This is a genomic window from Fibrobacter sp., assembly GCF_017551775.1.
Lineage (GTDB): Bacteria > Fibrobacterota > Fibrobacteria > Fibrobacterales > Fibrobacteraceae > Fibrobacter.
This window is the reverse complement of the sequence record NZ_JAFZKX010000074.1, coordinates 1-21,054: the sequence shown is the minus strand read 5'-3', so window position 1 is coordinate 21,054 and position 21,054 is coordinate 1. Positions and strand designations below refer to the sequence as shown.

Annotated in this window: 13 protein-coding genes; 10 read left to right on the top strand and 3 right to left on the bottom strand. The window is 52.8% G+C overall.

Annotation, left to right across the window (positions count from 1 at the left end; all coding sequences use genetic code 11):
• The 9 genes from alaS to IK012_RS08565 form a co-directional block, all read left to right on the top strand.
• A partial coding sequence (gene alaS / locus IK012_RS08605; protein WP_290953190.1) for an alanine--tRNA ligase occupies positions 1-1,840 on the top strand: 1,840 nt, incomplete at its 5' end.
• 264 nt (positions 1,841-2,104) lie between these two features.
• Positions 2,105-3,385: a histidine phosphatase family protein gene (locus tag IK012_RS08600; RefSeq protein ID WP_290953188.1), complete on the top strand. Its 1,281-nt coding sequence runs from the start codon at positions 2,105-2,107 to the stop codon at positions 3,383-3,385.
• 567 nt (positions 3,386-3,952) lie between these two features.
• A complete protein-coding gene (locus IK012_RS08595; RefSeq protein WP_290953186.1) occupies positions 3,953-5,542 on the top strand; it encodes a hypothetical protein in 1,590 nt (529 codons plus the stop codon).
• 14 nt (positions 5,543-5,556) lie between these two features.
• Positions 5,557-7,308 carry a hypothetical protein gene (locus IK012_RS08590; protein ID WP_290953183.1) on the top strand — a complete coding sequence of 584 codons (1,752 nt, stop codon included), beginning with the start codon at positions 5,557-5,559 and terminating at the stop codon, positions 7,306-7,308.
• 268 nt (positions 7,309-7,576) lie between these two features.
• Positions 7,577-9,211: a sialate O-acetylesterase gene (locus tag IK012_RS08585; RefSeq protein WP_290953180.1), complete on the top strand. Its 1,635-nt coding sequence runs from the start codon at positions 7,577-7,579 to the stop codon at positions 9,209-9,211.
• Positions 9,212-9,469: 258 nt separating this feature from the next.
• Positions 9,470-11,785 (top strand): family 43 glycosylhydrolase, encoded by a 2,316-nt coding sequence (locus tag IK012_RS08580; protein WP_290953178.1) that lies wholly within the window; start codon positions 9,470-9,472, stop codon positions 11,783-11,785.
• Positions 11,786-11,999: 214 nt separating this feature from the next.
• Entirely contained in the window at positions 12,000-13,517 is a 1,518-nt protein-coding gene (locus IK012_RS08575) for a carbohydrate binding domain-containing protein (RefSeq protein ID WP_290953175.1), read from the top strand.
• 109 nt (positions 13,518-13,626) lie between these two features.
• Positions 13,627-15,471, top strand: coding sequence for a carbohydrate-binding protein (locus IK012_RS08570; protein WP_290953172.1), 1,845 nt, complete (start codon positions 13,627-13,629; stop codon positions 15,469-15,471).
• Between the two features lie 107 nt (positions 15,472-15,578).
• Complete coding sequence (locus IK012_RS08565) at positions 15,579-16,868, top strand: cellulase family glycosylhydrolase (protein ID WP_290953169.1); 1,290 nt, start codon at positions 15,579-15,581, stop codon at positions 16,866-16,868.
• A 7-nt stretch (positions 16,869-16,875) separates the two neighbouring features.
• On the opposite strand, the gene IK012_RS08560 is transcribed toward IK012_RS08565, so the two are convergent.
• Positions 16,876-18,450: a bifunctional indole-3-glycerol phosphate synthase/phosphoribosylanthranilate isomerase gene (locus IK012_RS08560; protein ID WP_290953166.1), complete on the bottom strand. Its 1,575-nt coding sequence runs from the start codon at positions 18,448-18,450 to the stop codon at positions 16,876-16,878.
• Here IK012_RS08560 and IK012_RS08555 point away from each other — a divergent pair.
• Positions 18,437-18,952, top strand: a complete 516-nt coding sequence (locus IK012_RS08555; protein ID WP_290953163.1) for a hypothetical protein — start codon at positions 18,437-18,439, stop codon at positions 18,950-18,952. The two genes, IK012_RS08560 and IK012_RS08555, sit on opposite strands and share 14 nt — an antisense overlap.
• A gap of 66 nt (positions 18,953-19,018) precedes the next feature.
• Here the strand turns inward: IK012_RS08555 and IK012_RS08550 are convergent, their stop codons facing one another.
• Together IK012_RS08550 and IK012_RS08545 are read right to left on the bottom strand one after the other, a co-directional pair.
• The gene (locus IK012_RS08550; protein WP_290953160.1) at positions 19,019-20,614 is read right to left on the bottom strand and encodes a bifunctional anthranilate synthase component II/anthranilate phosphoribosyltransferase; all 1,596 of its coding nucleotides are present in this window, start codon (positions 20,612-20,614) and stop codon (positions 19,019-19,021) included.
• A gap of 58 nt (positions 20,615-20,672) precedes the next feature.
• Positions 20,673-21,054, bottom strand: a 382-nt coding sequence (locus IK012_RS08545; protein ID WP_290953158.1) for a chorismate-binding protein, incomplete at its 5' end; no start/stop codon positions are given.

Sequence of the window (21,054 nt, the reverse complement as noted above, 5' to 3'; positions counted from 1 at the left end):
TGGCGTTCCGTACAACGATGGCGAAGCCGGCACCCCGCACCGCGTGATTGCCGACCACATCCGCGCTATTTCTTTTGCTATTGCCGACGGCGCTCTCCCGAGCAACGAAGGCCGTGGCTATGTGCTCCGCCGCATTCTCCGCCGTGCAAGCCGCTTTGCCCGCCTGCTCGGTCAGAAAAAACCGTTCATTTGCCAGCTCGTTCAGGTGCTCGCCGACACGATGGGCGATGCCTTCCCGGAAATCCGCGAACGCAAGGAATTCGTCGCAAGCGTCATCAAGAGCGAAGAAGAAAGCTTTATCCGCACGCTCGACGCCGGCCTCGAACGCTTCGCCGCCATCTCCGCCGACTTGAAGAAGGGCGACAAGATTCCGGGCGACAAGGTGTTCCTGCTTTACGATACCTACGGATTCCCGCCGGACCTCACCGGCATTCTCGCCGAAGAAAAGGGTCTCTTGATTGACGAAGAAGGCTACGAGAAGTGCATGGAAGAACAGAAGGCCCGCGCCCGCGCCAACATGAAGCAGGGCATCAACACCATGGGCACCGAAGGCTGGACGCAGTACAGCGAAGAAAGCACCAAGTTTGTCGGTTACGAACTCTCCGCTTGCGAAACGAAGGTAGTGCGCTGGCGTGAAGACAAGGGCGTTTTGAGCATCGTGCTCGAGACCTCCCCGTTCTATGCCGAAATGGGTGGTCAGGTCGGTGACAAGGGAACGCTCGTTTCCGCTGACCTCGAAATCGACGTGTTCGACACCGTGAAGGTGAACGACACCGCTCTTTGCCGCGGCAAGGTGAAGAAAGGTACGGCAAACGAAGAGACGATGGGCGCCGTGTTCATGGCTACCGTCGACAACGAACGCCGTGCCGACATCCGCAAGAACCACTCCGCGACCCACTTGCTGCAGGCCGCTCTCCGTCAGGTGCTCGGCACTCACGTGCAGCAGCAGGGTAGCTTCGTTTCGAACGAAGTGCTTCGCTTCGACTTCAGCCACTTCAATGCGATGACCGCCGAAGAAATCCAGAAGGTGGAAGACATCGTGAACGCCAAGGTGATGGAATGCCTGCCGGTCAATACCCAGGTGATGGGCGTCGACGAAGCTAAGGCGAGCGGTGCCATGGCGCTGTTCGGCGAAAAGTATGGTGACGAAGTCCGCGTGGTCAAGATGGGCTGCGCCAATGATGAATTCTCCAAGGAACTCTGCGGTGGTTTGCACGTGCAGAACACCGGTAACATCGGCCTCGTGAAGATTGTTTCTGAATCCAGCGTGTCCGCAGGCGTGCGCCGTATCGAAGCCGTCACTGGCCGTAACGCATTGATGCTGCTCCGTGCTGGTACGCAGATTCTTACCGCTCTCCGCGAACAGCTCCGCTGCAAGGACGCCGACGTTCTCGACCGCATCCAGCAGACTTTCGCCAAGACGCAGAGCCTCGAAAAGAGCCTGCAGTCCGTGAAGCTCGAACTTGCGACGCTCGCCGCTGCCGAAGTGCTGAAGGGAGCCGTCAACGTGGCGGGCGTGAACCTCTTCGTTCGCGAATTCTCCATGCCCGACGAAAAGTTCAAGGACCTGCTCGACGGTGTCCAGAACAAGCTCGCGACTGACTCTGTGGCAGTGATAGCCAACAAGGGCGAAGGCAACGGAAGCATCGCGGTGATGGTCGGCAAGGACGTGCAGGCCAAGGGCATCAAGGCCGGCGACCTGGTCAAGGAACTCGCAGCCGCTTGCGGTGGTAAGGGCGGTGGACGCCCCGACCGCGCTCAGGCCGGTACCCGCGAACCCGAAAAGATCTCCGCTGCCATTGCCGGTGCGAACGCCTGGCTCAAGGCGAAACTCGGCTAGAGCAAAAACCGCCCCGCAAGGCATTAATTTGCCTGCGATGCGATGAAACTGCAAATTTGCGACTTGAAATAGCCTCGGCTCGGTCGGGGTTATTTTTTTACTAATTTGCGGTAATTTGTATGAGGTTTGTTAGATAAACGAATAAAAAAAGCTAACAAACGGCCTTGACGTTGTAAGGTTTTTGAAATATATTTGTACGCAACTTAAAAACGGAACCTTAATTCGCGAAAGCGACAAAATTTATATAAGAGGGAGTTCAAATAGATGAATTCAAAAATTCTGAATGTACTAGCGGGGCTTGCGTTTGCTTTTATTATGGCCGCATGCGATGATTCCGATAGCATTTCCACAAAACCTGATGACGTCTCGGTGCGTGACTCGGTGGTTGTTCATGATAGCCTCAACTGGATCGATTCCATCCGCATCACCGATAGCCTGTACATCAGGGACAGCCTGCGCATTAAGGACAGCCTCCGCATCAAAGATAGCGTGCGCTATATCGACAGCACCCGCATTATCGATAGCATCAACGTTATCGACAGCCTCTACATCACGTTCAAGGATAGCACCCGCATTATCGACAGCCTCAACATCATCGATAGCCTCCATATTACGTTCATGGACAGCACCCGCATTGTCGATAGCATCGTTACCTACCCGCCCGAACTCTACGTGGGCCCGTGCAATGCCAGCAACGCCGGCGACATGAAACGTACCACCGTTAACGGCGAATCTCGCTATTACTACTGCGACATGGGTACGCACCTCTGGAGAATCGCTACCGATGCCGAAATTAATAGCATCGCCAACAGTGCCTACGTCAACCTTTCTCACGTTACGGAGTTTGTCCCGCTGGATCAAGTTTACAACAGTGTGCGGCCCGATGAAAAGATGATTGTGGTGCTGCGCCATGCAGAACGCGAAGACGACATTACCCTCTCGAGCCCGTTGACCGAAATGGGAAAATTCCAGTCCCAGCGCCTTGGCATGAGTTTATCCGAAGGCGGGCCCGGTTACGTGTACTATGCAGGTTCGCAGTATGTCCGTACCCACCAGACGTGCAACTTTATTGCCAGGGGCCGCCATGATCTCGATACCACCAGCGATACCATGGTCGTGTTGAACGAGGGCTGGTTTACCAAGAACTTTGATTCGTACTTCATGACCACCATTAGGGAAAACGACGACGGAAGGGGCCTGATTACCAAGTGGGCGGCCGAAGGCGGCTACACCGACGTGTTCTACGACCTTGCCCCTCGCAGCTCTGAATTGCTGGAAGATTACCTTATCCCGGCGTTGGAACTTTCTGGAAGGACGGTCGGCGTTTTCGTCTCGCACGACGTGATGATTATCCCCTTGTTGTCGTACATATCTGAACAGAGAATAACGTTCAAATACTACAAGGCCATGAGGGGTGAATGGGAGGGCGACAACTGGCTGAACTACTTGGCCGGTATCGCGGTCATCCTCAAGCCGGACGGAAGCAAGGTGTTCTATGCGGTGAGGGGCCTCGACTCCGGCACCATGAAACTGGAAGTAGAATAATATTAAATAGGGAAGGGAAAAGGGACGTCGGTAAAAGCCGGCGTCTTTTTTTTACAGAACCATAAGGTTTGTATTGCAATTGTAATGCATTTTTGTTACTCTGTATATCATTTAGGGCAAAATAACGGACTTGTATGTAAAAAATGAATTTATTGTAAAGAAAAGGGTTGACTAGTTCTGAAAAAAAGTTATATTGTGTATCGAAACTGATTCGATGCCCTGCCGGATTTTGGTCGATTATATATCAAAAAAAGAAAAAAAATTCCAAGAGTTGATGGACAGGCCTAGTAAGCCTATGGGGTGCATAAACATCGAATTGCGTGGCGTTCGCTCTAACGAGCGAGCGTCTTTTTTTTATTAGTTTGTCTGTAAAAATATTTTTGCTATGAAATGTGTGACTAGTTAATAAAAAAATATTATAATGGTTACATTCAAATGGAGAATCAAATGATCAATACTGCTGGATATGATATTGTTGTACAGCTTCATGAGAAAATGCTCAATAAAGCGCTGGCAATGGCTTTTTATGCGGGTTTGCTCAATGTACCGGAAGCGACCTATCCCATTATGGATAAGGATAAAGCCGGAAAGTTTGCCCCCTTTAACGAAATCAAGTACGAAATAAAACTTACAGGTGAACCGTTTATTGATTTGACATCGAAAAAGGAACTCTTTGTTCGGTGCGGAAGTGAACTTAGGCTGAACCTTTTTAATTGTGCTGACATCTTCTTTACGCTGGAGTTCCGGCTGAAGGCAAAGGTCGACCTTGACTTGAAAAGGGAAATCTTTGATTTCACGATTATATCGGCGGAAGTCCTGAACATCATCGCTCAGCGCGAATTCTATGTGGATCAAAAGTTCCTGAATGCGTTGAATTACATTATTTCGGAAGTTCTGAATAAGTACTTCAAGAACAAGCAGATCGATATCAGTTCGATCAACAACTTCAAACTTTCAGAATTGAAGTCGAAGTATTCCCTGAAACAGTGCGATATCGAGGTTTTTGACAACAAGAGTATTGTTGCCGGCCTGAGCCTCTATCAAGAGCAGGGGAGTATTTCCAAGTTCAAGAGCCAGGTCGGGGGTTCCGACTGCTTCCTTGCCGTAGATGAAAATGCGGCTCGGAATCTCTTTGATTCCTGGTGGCAGACCAAGAACGGTTCCATCAATATCGACTTTGACAAAACGGCCAATATAAACTTTGCCTCCGGCGTGATTTCGAAGACGACGGACACGGTGCTGCGCGTTGTCACGCTTGGCTTTATTGAAACTCAGACCGATTTCGAAAACATGCTTTTGTACTGTAAGGGCACTATTGCGGTCCAGGGGACTCCGTCGCTCAACTTCACGGAAGGGGGGACGGTCGAAATCATGAACTTGGATGTCGTTGCCGATGTCAGCCTGAAAATCGAGGCCAGCCAAACGCAGTCCGTGAGCCTTGACAAGAGCTCGTTTATTCCGGATTCGTTGACGAAGTTTGAAGACGATGTGCACCTTAGTACGACCAAGGACGAACACAAGGTCCTCCTGGATACCAAGAACACGTTTACCCTCAAACTTGAAAAGGCCGGTGCGCGCCTCAAGTTTAAGGACATCCCCGTTGAAGAAAGCGGAAAACTCATCGATGCTAGCCTGGATACGATTGGAAGCGACGGGATAGAAGTCGTCCTCGATGGTAGCGACAGGGTTGACGACGGCTCGATCGTTGCGAAGGTTACGGATGCTGAATTTAAGGTCGATTTTGACAAGAAGGGCGCCTCGTTCTCCGATGCGACTTGGCAAAAGTTGATGGATCTTGTTAAGGGTTATGTCATTGACAAGATTCCGGAATTTACGGTATCTCCGTCCTTGATCCTCAGGAACGTTAAGGTCCTGGACAAGTATACGATGACCCTGAGCAAGGCGAAACTGGATATTGCCGACAATGGTTTCGCGATGTCGCTGGACGTGAATGCCAACGAAGTTTCTCCGGCCTGTATTGTGCCTCCGACTTATATTGCCGATGGAAAGAAAAAGGTTATCCATCGGTTCGATTGCGGAAAGGTGCACGATATTCGACAGGAAAATCGTGAAGGTTGGTTCATTATGTACGAGGCCTTGGCAAAGGGCTATACGGCATGTGAACAATGTTTAAAAGGTTACAAAAAGATTCAATAAGAGGATATACGATTATGCCACAAACAGTTTATGATGTTGCCAATATGCTGCCGGAGTCTTTTTGCTATACCGCAGGTTACGATGCCGTTCTTATCGTCAACGCCAAGATGATAAACGAGGCGGCGACCGCCCTGTTTTACAATAATTTCCTGACGTTCAACAAGGAGATGGATTTCCGGAAAGGCCCGCTCGCCCTTCCGCAGGGGACGATTCAGAAGCTTCCCCCAACGCTACGGGATTGCTTGAAGGTTCGCCTTCGTTGCAAACTCCTGCATGAACCGATGATTCAGTTCATCAGCCAAAATAAAGTGAATTTTGCGACGCTTTCGGCGCATGTCCGTCTTTATGTTTGGATGATGGACGGTCTCGAAGTGAAATTTGATGCCGACTTGATGTTGAAAACAAAGTTCGAATTCAAGTTGAACGATTCAAATGAATCGTGTGTTTACCTTCCCGTGGATGCGTCGTGTCTTGACCATCTTGATATTGCAATTGCGGATTCTAAAAATTCTGTTGCGGTAAAGAATCTTCAGGATATTTTCAAGCCGGCTCTTGATGCGTACTTTGATACGATTTCCCCGATAAAGATTCCTCTTCCGAGTTTTTCCGGGCATCTGCCGGGGACTCTTCCAAATGCCAAGTTTACGGCGCAAGTGGCAAACGTGACCGTCCTTGAACATGAAAAAGGAATCAATCAGCTTGCTGTCGCGGTAAACATCTTGGGAAATAAGGGCGGAAACGGTTCCCTGATAAGGCCTTTTGCGCCAAATAGCTGCATTTCTGTTGCGCTTTCGGAAAATGCTATTCAAAGAGCGTTTGATTTCTATTGGAATAATATGGAAACGCATTCGTTCTCATTTGGGGGCGAGTATGCGGAAAGTGCAACATCGTTTATTAGTAAAATTGGGTTCACTATCCAGGGTTTTCTTGAAAGACTGGAGTCAAAAGTCCTTACGGGTGGCTATCTTGAAAAGACGGTTGAACTGGATAAAGCGTGTATATTTGCTGGAGGAATTCTTGAACTGAGGAACAAACCCACTTTATGCCTATTGCCCGGGAATAAGATTTCCATTCGAAATTTCAGGGTTAAATTGGTTCTGAAAGCAGGATTGAGGGTGCTGTATTGGAGAAAGGTTTATTTTGACCCGACGGGCTGGCTCCCGGATTTCATTCCGGATATACTGCTTTATAAGGAGCATGTGAATATTGACTATGGAATTAGCACGGGAGATTTCTCTGATATAGAATTGAAGCATGCCACGGCGAGCCTTAACTTCGATGAGGTTACCCATAATTTCTCGATAAAAATGGAAGGTCTTGAGCTGGCGCATGTTATATGGCATGATAATCTTATTGAAAAGCTGGGTGATAAATTCTTGACTTTTGTCCTGAATGCATGTTCTGGCTTAATAGTCTCCTGGTTCCCGAAGATGACGATTACTCCGGAACTTAAGTTGCCGATGCCGCCTGCGAGCAGGTTCCCGCTGTCGGTTGCCATGGACAAATTCAAGTTCGGCGACGGATGTATGCGAGCGTCTCTGGGCCTGCATACCGAGGGCGTAAACGCGATGGTGAATCCGATGCCGAAATATGTTGCCAACCACAACAATATGGAAGTCCATCGCATAGGTTGCCCTTGCGTCATGGACGTATACGAGAATCACCAGCGCGGGTATTACTCGCTACAAAAGGCGCTTAGTGCCGGTTATGACGGTTGCAAGAACTGTCTCCCGGCCTATCACAACCTGCGAAATCGATTGAAATAATCTGTATTTTCACCATTTTAATCCCGGACTCGTTCCGGGATTATTTTATGGCGAATTTTTGAATCAGTTCTGCGGAACCTTCGCGTTTACCGCATGTAACACGGGGCGTCCCTGCATATAAACGCAAACAAAAAATTACACTTCGCCGTGAATGGCTTTTTTCACCGAAAATGGCCTGTTTCTTGACGATTTGTCCACGAAAAAAAGTTTTAATTTGGGGCTTTTTTGCCGTTTTTGGGGTAGTTTTAGGGAAAACAAGAGGTGTGATATGGAAGTGAAAAAACTTTCCCAAATCTTGACGGTCGCTTGCGGGATTTTGGGCGGGACGCTGCTCGTCCCTATGCATGCTCAGGCGGCCCCAGATCCGAATTTCCATATTTATATTGCGTATGGCCAGTCCAACATGGCGGGCGCTGGCGATATCCGCAGGGGTACCGACGACAAGGAACATCCGCGCTACAAGATGTTCGCGACGACCTCGTGCACGAAGTACCCGACGGTGGGCGAGATTTACCCGGCCGTGCCGCCGATGTTCCATTGCGGTGAAGGCCTCTCTGTGGCTGACTGGTTTGGCCGTTACCTGGCCGACAGCCTCCCCGACGTGACCGTGGGCGTGATTCCCGTGGCTGTGGGCGGAACGAAGATTGAACTGTTCGACAAGGACAAATACGCCTCCTACCTTTCTACGGCCGAGAACTGGCTTGTGAACTGGGCCAAGGATTACGGCAGCGACGGCAACGCCTATGCACGCATTGTGGAAGTCGCGAAGAAGGCCCAGCAAGTTGGCGTCATCAAGGGCTTCATTTTCCACCAGGGTGAATCGGGTGCCATGAATGGCAACAACTGGCAGCAAGAAGTCAAGAAAACCCGTGACGACATCTTGAAGGCTTTGGACTTGAGTTCCGATACGGTTCCGTTCCTTGCGGGCGGCCTGGAAGACCGCGCTGCGGGTGGCTGCTGCTGGAGCTTTACGGATAACAATATCAAGACGCTCCCGAACGTAATGGACAATACTTACTTTGTCTCTTCCGAAGGCCTCAAGGGCAACGGCAAGGATTCCTACCATTTCAGCAGCGAATCGTACCAGGAATTCGGCCGCCGCTATGCAGAAGAAATGCTCAAGCATATCAGCACGGTTCCCGTTGAACCTGAACCGCAGACGCCTTTCAAGGGCGGCGCGTTCGAAATTCCGGGCAAGGTCGAGGCCGAAAATTTCGACGTCCCGGGCAAGGGTGCGGGCAACGATTCCTATAAGGAGAATGACGCCGAAGATCATGGCAAGACCAATTACCGCGAAGGCACGGGTGTCGATATTTACCAGAAGGCGACCGGCTACGTGGTTGGCTACAACCAGGAAGGCGAATGGCTCGAATACACCCTGAACGTGAAGGAAGCGGGTGACTACACGATGTTTGCCGCGGTGGCTACGGACAATGCGACGTCGGCTTTCCAGCTCTCCATTGACGGCGAGGCTATCACGGAGGCGATTCTTGTGTCCAAGGTGGAAGGCTCGGGTTCCTTCGATGATTTCGGCAAAGTGAAGGCGAACGTGACGCTCCCTGCGGGCGAGCATATCTTGAGGATGACCGTGACGAGTTCCTGGTTCGATGTGGACTACTTCCAGTTCGCGAAGGGCAAGGACGCTCCCGATCCGGACGGTTCTTCGGACTTCGTCAAGCCCGCTTTCGTGACTTACGCGACCGAGTCGGAGTCCAGTTTTGCGCTCCTTGATGTGCAAGGACGCGTGATTGCCGTCATGCAAGCAAAAAATATGCACGAAGCAGTGTCAAAAGTGAAAAATAGTGTGACGCACGACATTGTCTCCGGGGGCATTTATTTTGTAATTTCTAATCCAGGAACAAAAAACCAACAGAGGAAAAAGGTGGTTGTCTATGAGAAATAGCGAAGTTGTTATCGTCAAGCAGATTGCGTTCTTTATAGTTGTCGCCGTAACCCTCGGGTTTATCTACGGCTAGTTGATGTGAAAGTCCTTTTTGTAAAGCCCCGGTTCTTCCGGGGTTTTCGCTTTTTTGGGCTTTTCCCTTGTTGACAAAAAGTCCATAGAAAACGCTGTCGCGCGATGTGAAAATCGTCACTTCGGAGGTAATTTTAGATTATGGAATTGTGCAGGGGTGGTGCCCTGCACAAAAGGAGTTTCTGTATGGGATGCTTTCGTTTGATGGCCCGCGCGGCTGTTTTCGCCGTGATTTCGGCCAGTATCGCCGTTGCCGATACGGTCAATAACCCGATTATGTACGTCGATAGCCCGGACCCCTCGATTGTCCGCGTCGACGATGCGTATTACATGGTCACGACGACCATGCATTTTGCGCCGGGCGTGCCCGTTTTCAAGAGTACCGATTTGGCGCAGTGGCGTACGGTGGGCTATGCCTACCAGACGCTCACCAACAACGACAACATGAACCTGAACGGCGGCAAGGACGCCTACGGCAAGGGCTCGTGGGCGTCGAGCATCCGTTATCACAAGGGATTCTTCTACGTTTTGACGCCCTCCTACACGACGAACAAGACGCACCTCTACAAGACGGCCGACGTGGAAAACGGCCCGTGGACCGAAGTGACGCTCCCGTTCTATCACGATCCCTCGCTTTTCTTCGATGACGACGGCACCGTGTGGGTGTTCTACGGCAGTGGCGACCAAATCAGTTACGTGCAGCTCAACGACGATGCTAGCGGCGTAAAGCAGGGCGGCAAGAGCGGAAAGCTCGGCGGTGTGAGCATCAACCAGGTGACCGGAACTTCCAATTACTATGTGCAGCAGGAAGGTTCGCACATGGAGAAGGTGAACGGCGAATACTACCTGTTCACGATTTCCTGGCCGGCGGGCGCCTGCCGTACCGAAATCGTTTACCGTTCCAAGAGCCTGCTCTCCGGTTTTAGCGGTCGCATTTTCTTGCAAGACAACGGCGTTGCCCAAGGCGGCATCTTCGATACTCCGGAAGGCAAGTGGTATGCCCTCTTGTTCCGCGATTCCGGCCCTGTCGGCCGCATGTCTCACCTGGTTCCGATGGTCTGGAAGGATGGCTGGCCGGAACCCGAAGGAGGCTCCAGGAAGGCGCCTTCTACCATCACTTTGCCGGAATCTCCGCTCCCGGGTTACGGCATGGTCACCAGCGACGATTTTGAAACGGATGAACTCGCTCTCGAATGGCAATTCAACCACAATCCCGATAACAAGAACTGGAGCCTCACGGCGAATCCGGGCCATTACCGCATTACCACGAGTCGCACGGATTCCCGAGTGCAGAATGCGAAGAATACGCTTACGATGCGCACGTTTGGTCCCAAGTGCTCCGGCCGCACGCTTGTGGATGGTACGGGCATGAAGGACGGTGATATCGCGGGCCTTGTCGCCCTGCAAGATGACAAGGGCTTCGTCGCTCTCGCGAAGGAAGGCGGAAGCTACAAGGTGGTGATGTACAGCGGAAAGGAAAGCGGAGATTCCCAGAAGGCCAGCGTCCCGGTTTCTGTTTCCAAGGTCTATCTGCGTGTCGATTTCGATTTGCCGATTGACCGCGGTACGGCAAGTTTCTATTACAGCACCGATGGTGAAAGCTGGACGAAGATTGGCGACAATGTGGGGCTCAGCTATTCGCTCCACATGTTCGTGGGCTACCGCTTCGGTCTCTTCAATTACGCAACCAAGACCGCGGGCGGCTATGCCGACTTTGATTGGTTCAAGATTGGTGTCGACTACAAGGATGAAATCTACCTCGACGCCATCGCGCAGGATACGACTCCGCCGACTCCGTATAACGGCGTCGTGGCGAAACTCCCGGGCAGGGTGGAAGCCGAAAATTATGACGTGGGAAGGTCGGGCAAGGCCTACTACGACAACGACGGCGAAAACCAGGGCAAGGCCTATCGCGAAGATGGCGTGGACATCGTCGGCTTTGAATGCTCCGACGAGGCCAATACCAAGGACTGCGGCGGATTTGCTCTCGGCTATACGGGCGAAGGCGAATGGACTCGCTACACCGTGAACTTTGCCGAAGCCGGTGAATACCAGGTGCGCGTGAACATGGCGACGCCTTCTGAAAATGCGGGCGTCAAGCTCTACATCGATGGAAAGGCGGTTACGGGTGAAATTATTGCCGAACAGAATCCGGAAAATGACTGGAGCACCTACTCGGTAAAGACCTCGAAGACATCCGAAATCGCTGCCGGCGAGCACGCCCTCAAGGTGGAAATTGTCGGCAACAACGTGAACGTAGACTGGCTCGAATTCTGCAAGGGCGAATGCTCTTCGATTGCGATTGGCCAGAGGGTACGTTACGATGTGCAGGGCGAGCAGACTTATCGCGTGTTCTCCTTGAACGGAACGTTCGTGGGTGCCGTGAATGCGGCGGGTGCGCACGAGGTGCAGGCTAAGGTGAAGGAACTTGTTTCTGAGAAGGGCGTGTACATGGTCAAGCCGCAGAACGGCATTGCCCGTCGGGTTATGATTACAAAATAAGACCGTACGTTCGACGTCCTGGGTTTGGAACCTCCGGTTTCTCACGTACTCTCGCAACCACGACTCGTTGATACGAGTCGCTTGTTGCTCACGTGAAGACCGCGCGTTCTTTTAACAAAATGGTAATGCTTTATTTCCCCCGCATCGTTATGCGGGGGCTTCCCGTATATATCTTTAGATTGGTGTAAAATGTTCGTTTAAAAAAGGAGAACAGATGTTTGGACGCAGATTCTCTTCTGCGAAGGCCGTCTTTGCCTTCGCGGGAATTGCCGCAGCGCTTTTTGCTGCTCCGGCTATTGCAGACAACTTAAATGTTAATGGCGCAAACCGCAGCATGCTTGTGTATGCGCCTTCGGGCATCGAGAAAAATCGCCCGCTCATTATCCAGATGCACGGCATGAATCAGGATGCCCCATACCAGAAGAATGCCGCCAAGTGGGAAAGCATTGCCGATACCGCCCGCTTTGTGGTGGTGTTCCCGAATGGCGAGAACAAGGCCTGGGATATTTCGGGCGAAAAGGACCTTAATTTTATCAAGGCCATCATCAACGAGATGTACAACAAGTACGGCATCGACAAGAACCGCGTTTACGTTTCGGGCTTCTCGATGGGCGGCATGATGAGCTACCATGTGGCAAACAAGATGGGTGACCAGATTGCGGCTATCGCGCCTGTTTCGGGTGGTGGAAGCCCGAGCTCGCCCAAGCGTGCGATGCCGATTATGCACACGCACGGCACCACCGACGACGTGGTGAATTACAACAGCACCGTGAATACCCTCAAGAGCTGGGTCAATGCGCAGAAGTGCTCTTCGAACTCCCAGAAAATCAAGCCTTATCCGTCGACAAAGTCGGGCTCTGCGGCTTCTCTTGAAATTTGGAGCGGTTGTAACGATGGCGTGGAAGTGCGCTTGCTGACTATCGAAGGCAAGGGTCACTGGTACTCCATGGACGAGGCCGTCAGCGTCAATACGAGCGTGGAAATCTGGAACTTCGTGAAGAACTACTCCTTGGATGGCTCCAGCATTACGCCGCCGCCCCCCGCGATCGTGGTGCCCACTAACCGCGACAGCATCTTCAATGGCGGTTTCGATTCCAGCGCGGTGGCCTGGGATTTGCAGCTGCATGGCGATGCGAGTGCGGTAGGCGAGGCGAAGGGCGGCAAGTACCAGCTCGATATTTCTGCCATCGGTACGCAGAATTATCAGGTGCAGTTGATTCAGCATGATTTACACCTGGAAAAAGGCCAGTGGTACGAAATAAGCTTTGACGCAAGCGCCGGCGCTGCCCGCACCCTCGAGGTGAACGTGGAACAGCATACCGACCCGTGGGAAAGTTATCTCAGCGAAAAACAGAATTTTGAAATCGGTACGTCGGCAAAGACGTTCTCTTTCAAGTTCCAGATGACGGCTGCGACGGATACCAACAGCCGCCTGAGTTTCAATGCGGGGGCTGCCACCGGCACGCTCACGCTCGATAACGTGGTGCTCAAGAAGGTGGATGCGCCCGCAGATACCGGGAATCCGGCCGGAATCGTGTGCAACCTGCGCCTTTCTGCCGAACGGGACGCCGCCTATGCGGTGTTCGATTTGCGCGGTCACAGGCTCGGAATGGTTGAAATCAGCGATGCGACCGAGGCGGAAACGCTGAAACGCGCCGGTTTTGCGGAGGGTATCTACCTGTTGCGCGGCCTGAACGGTAAAAAATCGATCTTGGTACCCGTTTCGCGATGATTTGCAAGGAAATGCCGTTGATAAATTAGCAATGGCATTTGCCTTTTTGAATGATTGATTGTTGTTTTTGGGGTGTATTTTTAAAGCAACAACAATTATGGAGATGAAGATGTTTGGATTAAAAAAGAACTCGCTTGGCGGGGTTTGCGCCCTTGCCCTTTTGGGATTTGCTTCGCAGGTTTTCGCGCATCCCGATAGTTTGGTGCTTACGCCGCCGTTGGGATGGAACAGCTGGAACGTGTTCCACGAAAACATTAACGAAAATCAGATTAAGGAAATCGCCGATGCGATGGTCAATTCTGGCCTGAAGGACGCCGGCTACATTTACCTTAACCTCGATGATAACTGGATGGATACCAAGCGCGATGCTCAAGGCAACCTCCAGAACAACCCGAGAACGTTCCCGAGCGGCATGAAGGCCTTGGCCGATTATGTGCACGAGAAGGGGCTCAAGTTCGGTCTTTATGGCGACCGCGGTAAGCGTACCTGCCACCATTACAACAGCAATTGGCAGAGCCAGAGCGGCTCCAATGGTCACGAAGAACAGGACGCCAAGAAGCTCGCTGAATGGGGTGTAGACTACTGGAAGTACGATAACTGCGATTCTGACCCGAATACCCAGGAAAAAGATTATACCGCTATGTCCAAGGCCCTCCGCAATTCCGGACGCGACATCGTGTTCAGTATTTGCATGTGGGAATACAAGGACTGGATGCCTAAAATTGCGAACCTCTGGCGCACCACTTTCGATATCGGCCCCGCCTGGATTTCACAGTCCTGGTACCGCGGCGTTTACGAAATTATCGACGCCAACAACAAGTACTGGCAGATTGCAAAGCCCGGTCACTGGAATGACCCGGACATGCTCGAAGTGGGCAACAACGGCCTCTCTTACGAAGAACAGCGTTCTCAGATGACGATGTGGTCCATTATGGCTGCTCCCATCATGATCAGTTCCGACGTGCGCAAGATGAGCAACGAGACCAAGGAACTCTACCTGAACAAGGACATGATTGCCATCAACCAGGATTCCCTGGGTGTTCAGGGCCACCGCATCTCGGATAAGAACGGCAAGCAGGTTTGGACTAAGCCCTTGCAGAACGGTGATATTGCCGTGGCTCTCCTCAACAACAATGGCTCTACCCAGACAGTCGAATGCGACTTCAAGGACATTGGCGTAGAAGGCGAAGTGGAAGTTCGCGATGCTTGGAAAAAGAAGGACTTGGGCCCGGTTTCCCACGTTTCTATCGAACTCCCGGCTCACGGCTCTGCACTGCTCCGCTTGGTTCTCAAGCCGGTTCCGCGCGCGCCGTTCAAGGGCGAAGCTTTCGCCATTCCGGGCAAGATCGAAATGGAAGATTTCGATATTAACGGCGTGGGCCAAGGCAACACCACCTACAGCGAAAACGATGCTGAAGACCATGGCGCCGAAAGCAATGGTGGCAATAGCTATCGCGAAGGGACGGGCGTCGATATCTACAAGAAAATGGACGGCTATATCGTGGGTTACAACCAGGCTGGCGAATGGCTCGAATACACCGTGAAGGTCGCCGAGACTGGGACTTACACCATGAACGCTTCCGTGGCTTCTGCCAACAATACTTCCAGCTTTAAGCTTTCCATGGATGGCCAGGACATTACTGAAGAAATTCCTGTTCCGCAGGCGACCACCGGTGAAGACAACTACGATGAATACAACACGGTTGAAGCGAAGGTCAGCTTGACCGAAGGCGAGCACATCCTGCGCTTTACGGTAACCGGCGACTGGATGGACATCGACTGGGTTGAGTTCTGCGCTGGTGAAACCTGCAAAACGGATGGCCTCCGCGCGGCAATTCCTGCGACGGTGCGCGACGCCTCTGCGGCTCGTCTCCGCAAAAACGGCAGCCAGCTGTTTGTCGAAAAGAACGGCCGCCGCTTTGATGTGCTTGGTCATCAAGTTCGCATAAAATAAACAATCATTGCCGTAGACTATTTATCAATATGAACTCCTTTCTAAGGGGTTCATTTTTTTTGTGTTGAAGGTATTTTTTTATTGGTGACAAAAATGAGGATGTTTTTATGAAAGCAAAAATTGCTTCGGTTTTGGCATTTGCCCTCGTCGCGAATGCCTTTGCGATAACAAACCAGTTCCGCGGTGTAAACTGGGCCGACAAACGGGATAATTTCGTTTCGGATATCCTGGTGCTTTCCGGGCTCAACCAATCGTACGATTACCAGTCGGCTACTACGGTGGCGGAAAAAGTTATCGGGCAATTCCAGGAGTTGCTTGGAACGAACAGCGTGCGCATTCCGGTGAACGAACCGACCGTCCTTACGAATTTGGATGCCTATTCGGGCGTGTTGGATGTTGCGCTCAAGCGCGGGCGCCTCGTGATGTGCTATTGGGGACCTGCGCAGCCTTCCGGCCCCAAGAATATGGATGACTGGTGGAAAATGTGGGCGAAGCTTGTCGAAAAATATGCGGCGCATCCGAACGCCTATTTCGAAATTTTCAACGAGCCGCACATGTACAGCAAGGACGAACTGCGTAATCTATATGCGACCTGGCTCGAAAAGTTCCCTAACGTTCCGCGCGATCACATTCTACTCGACGGCTCGGGACTCGCCTGGAACGTTCCCGATATTGCCGACGACCCGCGTTTTGAGGGCTGCCTTTTCGCTGTCCATGAATACACCTTCTGGAACATGAGCATCACTACCGAAGAGGGCTGGAAAAGGAGTTTCGAGGGAAAGGTGGGCAAGTATGTCGACCGCACTGTTTGTACAGAATGGGGCGGCGCGATGGCTCCGGGCGAAAAGAACGGCGTGCATTACGATTACATGGACTACAATTCTACTCCGACCAACTACTTTATGGCCTATATCCGCGGCATGTCGGATCAGTTGCGCGAATGGCAGATGGGGAGTTTCTACTGGCCGGGCCTGCGTGATGGCGATTGGTACAGCATGACCAAGCGCTCGGGCGAAGGCGCCAATATCAAACTCGAAATCGTGAACCAGTCGGGCTTAGACCGCATGCAACGTTCTTGGAGCGATACCGTGGCTGTGACGCCTGTCGATACGGTCAAGGATACCGCTGTCGCGGATACGGCAGCGCATGATTCCTCGGATGTCGACCAAAAGGATACCTCGATGTCGATTGCGTTTGGCGGTTTGCCGGTACTCGATTTCGTGCGGCCGGCCGCCTACAAGGTGTTCGGCGTGACGGGCAAGTTCTTGGGCGAAGTGGAAATCGCCGGAGCGCACTCCGTGCGCGAAATCTCGCTTGGCCTGAAGTCTGCGGGATTTGCGCAGGGCGTGTACTTCGTTCGCGGGGGCTCGGAAACGCTTCGCGTTCGCGTCCGTTAACCGCCAGCTATTTATTCAATTCCCTGAAAAGCGCTTGAAGCTTTTCGGGGCTTTTTATTCCCGGTTCGCTTTCTACGCCGCTCGAGACGTCGACAAGTTCGGGCTTGAACTTCCCGCAAATCGCAGAAACGTTCTCGGGCGTGATGCCGCCCGCAAGCCACAGCGGAATGTCGCCCGCTTTTTCGCGAAGCAGGCTTTCGGGAATCTGCTTGCCTGTACCGCCGGGAATGCCTTCCACTTTCGCGTCCAGCAAGATGCGGGGTTCGCCGTGAGTGCGTAGGGCGGAAACCTTGTCGAAATCGGATTCTTCGCCGACGCGAACTGCGCAATAATGCGCAAGGTCGCCGTATTCGGCTCCGGCCCCGATTCCGTGGAACTGGACTGCGTCCAAGACGCCTTCTTGTGCGAGCTTGATGGCGGCCTGCCCTTCGGGGGAATCGGTCTCGGTAATGACGCCGACGAGGAGCGGAGTGCTTTCGGGCGTGCGAACCGTGCGAATTTTCGCGGCAAAACTGCGCACGAACTCTTCGGTGGTGAGGCGCTTTGTCTTGCTGAATACGAACCCGAGCATGTCCGCGCCGAGTTCGGCGGCGAGCAGGCCGTCTTCTTCGCGGGTAATCCCGCAAATCTTGACCATCGGGCGATTTTCGCGAGATGCGCAGGCTTTGCTCGGGTCTGCAACTGCGCCGACTTGAACTGCTTCGGCTTGAACTGTGCGGCGGTCATCGCGACGTTCCGCGAATTTCTTCCAGAACTTGCCTTTCGCGTTTTCGCACCCGCCTTCGAATGCGCTGACCACATCTTTGGCGAGCGGCGGGTTCTTCGCGACGGCTTCCCCTACGAGGATGCCCGTGAACCCGAGGCTGCGCGCATAATCGGCGTCGGCGGCGCTATGGATGCCCGACTCGAAAACCGCCTTTGCCGGAAGCTTGTTGCGTACGCTTGCGGGAACAAGCGGGTCGGTATGGAAGGTGGCGAGGTCGCGCGAATTCACGCCCGCGACAATCGTCTTCGAGGCGGCATCGCCGAGCGCTTCCGTCACAATCTGCAACTTGCGGAAATCGTCCTTTTCGCGAACTTCCACGAAGGCCTGCATGTCGAAACTCTGGGCGCGCTTCGCCATCTTGACGAGCTGTTCGTCATCCAAGATGCGTGCAATCAACAGGACGGCGTCGGCGCCGCAACGGTAAGCGATGTCGATTTCGTCTTCATAGAGCAAGAAATCCTTGCGGAGTACCGCGCAGGCATGCAACTTTTGCGAACGGCGCAGTTCCATCAGGTCCGCTACCGCAATCAGGTCGTGGAGCGAACCCTTGAAAAAATTGCCTTCGGTCAGTACCGAAATCGCCTGGGCGTGAGCTTCCGCGTAGGTGTTCGCGAGCTCGAGCGGATCCAAGTCCGGAGCGATATCGCCCTTCGAAGGCGATGCGCGCTTGACTTCGAGAATCGCTCCCGCGTTACCGAGAAATTCTGTATGGCCAACGCGGCGCTTTTCCGGAATGTCGATGCCGAAATTCAGGCCCAGCTTTTCGATGTCGGCTTTGCGCATGCGCACGATTTTTGCAAGAATGTCTTCGCTCATATTGTCCTTTTCAACGAACTTTAGAAAAAATGGTAATCAAACAGGAGTTGTTTTTTTATTTTGTTTTCTAGAGGTTAGTTCTACGATGTTGGAATGGATTAGAAAATTTGATTTGAGAAAAACTGGAATAGTGAATATTTCGGCGGGCCTTGTCAACATACTTGTACACATTTTCGTGATATTGAGTATCGTTCCTTATCAGTGGGTGAATGGCGGAAGGACGGAATCGCTCGAAGCGGCTTGTCAGATTTCGGTGAGTTCCATTGTCGTTGCCATTGTGGGAATCCTGATTACATTGATTGCAAGCCGGATAATTCCAATAAGGCTCAACAAATTCTGGGGAATCGTACTTACCGTTATCTTGGTCGTCTTGTTGCCTCTGTCTTTATTTGGCGTCGTTCAGCAGCTCCTGGGAACAATGTTCGAAAAATGTGTTATGAGTATCGTTGCAGCGGTTGGTTTTTGTACGGCAGTGAGAATCGCAATCGAAAAGAGGTGGTAAAAACGCTCCGGAACGGGAACGTTTTTACGGGAATTTGCGTTGGCTTGTTAGGCCAACGCTTTTTCGTTACGAGTTCGTCGCGACCTTGACTTCTTCGATCTTCTTGAGAACGGAGCCGTCTTCCATCGCCTTGATGGCCTTGTCGAAGCCTTCCTTGAGGCTTGCGGCCTTCTTGCTGATGTAGAGAGCGGCACCGGCGTTCAGCGCGCAGGCATACTTGATGCCCGGGCGGCCCTTGCCGTTCAGCACGTCGAGAGCGAGGTTGAAGTTGTCGACACCCGTACCGCCAGCGAGGTCTTCGGGGTCCACGGCCGGGACGCCGAATTCCTTCGGGTCAATACGGTATTCGCGGTATTCGCCGTCTTCCAAGATTTCGGCAATGGTCGTCGGGACGCACGGAGAAATCTCGTCGTAGCCGTCATCGGAGATGGCGACCATCACGCGCTTTGCGCCGAGGGACTTTGCCGCCTTGGTGAACGGTTCCAAAATCGCCTTGCTGTAAACGCCGAGCATCAGGTACTTGGCTTCGGCCGGGTTCGTGAGGGGGCCGAGCAGGTTCATGATGGTCTTCACGCCGAGGGCACCGCGAACCGGGCCGGCAAAGCGCATGGCGCTGTGGTAGACAGGAGCCATGAGGAACACGAAGTTCGTCTTGTCGATGACGCTCGCGGCCTTGTCCGGAGTCATGTCCAGCTTGAAGCCGGCAGCGGTGTAGAAGTCGGCGGCGCCGGACTTGCTAGAGACTGCGCGGTTGCCGTGCTTCGCGATCTTCGCGCCACAGCTGGCGGCGATAAGGCCGGAGAGAGAGCTCACGTTGAAGCTTCCCTTGCCGTCGCCACCGGTACCCACGATGTCGGTGAGTTCGTCACCGCTGTACGGGAACTTGCGCTTCTTGCTGCTGAGCACCTTGGCGCAACCGGCGATTTCTTCTGCCACGGGGCCCTTGCTGGAAAGGGCCGTCAAGATGGCAGCCATCTGGCGTTCATCCATGATGCCGTCGGTCAAGTCTTCCATGAACATTTCGGCGGTTTCGCGGCTCAGGTCCTGGCCTGCGGTAAGCGTGTTCAAGATGCCGCGTACATCGAGCGGTTCGCGACGGTAGTTGAGGAAGGCCTTGAAGAATTCGTCGGCGCGGCCGCTCGCGATAGATTCCGGGTGGAATTGCACGCCTTCAATCGGCAAGGTCTTGTGGCGAATGCCCATGATGTCGCCGTCGGTAGCGCGGGCGGTCACTTCGAAATCAGAAGAGAGCGTCGATTCGTCGATGACGAGGCTATGGTAACGCGTGAAAATGTTCTTCTTGCCGATGGTGCGGAAAAGTCCCTTGCCGTCGAGATCGATTTCTTCGGCGATGCCGTGCTTGATGAACTTGGCCTGCACGATCTTGGCGCCGAAGGCGTAACCGATGGCCTGGTGACCGAGGCAAACACCGAGAATCGGGAGCTTGCCGGCGAAGTGCTTGATGGCTTCCACAGAAATGCCCGCATCTTCGGGACGGCCCGGGCCCGGGCTCACGATGAGGCGGCTCGGGTTCAGCTTCTCGATGTCGGCGATGGTGCATTCGCGGCTACGGAGCACGCGGATTTCTTCGGTGGTGATTTTTGCAATGGCCTGGTAGACATTGTAGGTAAAGGAATCGTAGTTGTCGATAATGACGATCATAGTTTTAATCTCTTTTTAAAGTCTTTTCTGTGTTGTCATCCTGGAGAATCCGTAGGGTTTATCTTTCGCCCTCCAGGACAGCTCTCACGGCCCCGAGCTTTTCGTTCGTTTCTTCGAATTCGCGGTCGGCGTTCGAGGCGGCCACAATGCCACCACCGGCCTGCAGGCTGATGGTCTTGCCCTGCTTGAGGCAGCAACGGATGGCGATACAGAAATCGAGGTCGCCATCGGATTCCATGTAACCCACGGCACCCGCGTAGAAGCGGCGCTTGACCTTTTCGAGGCCGGAGAGGATTTCGATGGCGCTGATTTTCGGAGCACCGCTCACCGTACCGGCCGGGAAGCTGGAACGCAGCACTTCGATAGCCTTCTTGCTCTTTGCCACACGGCCCTGCACGTCAGAGACCAGGTGAATCACGTGGCTGAACTTTTCGCATTCC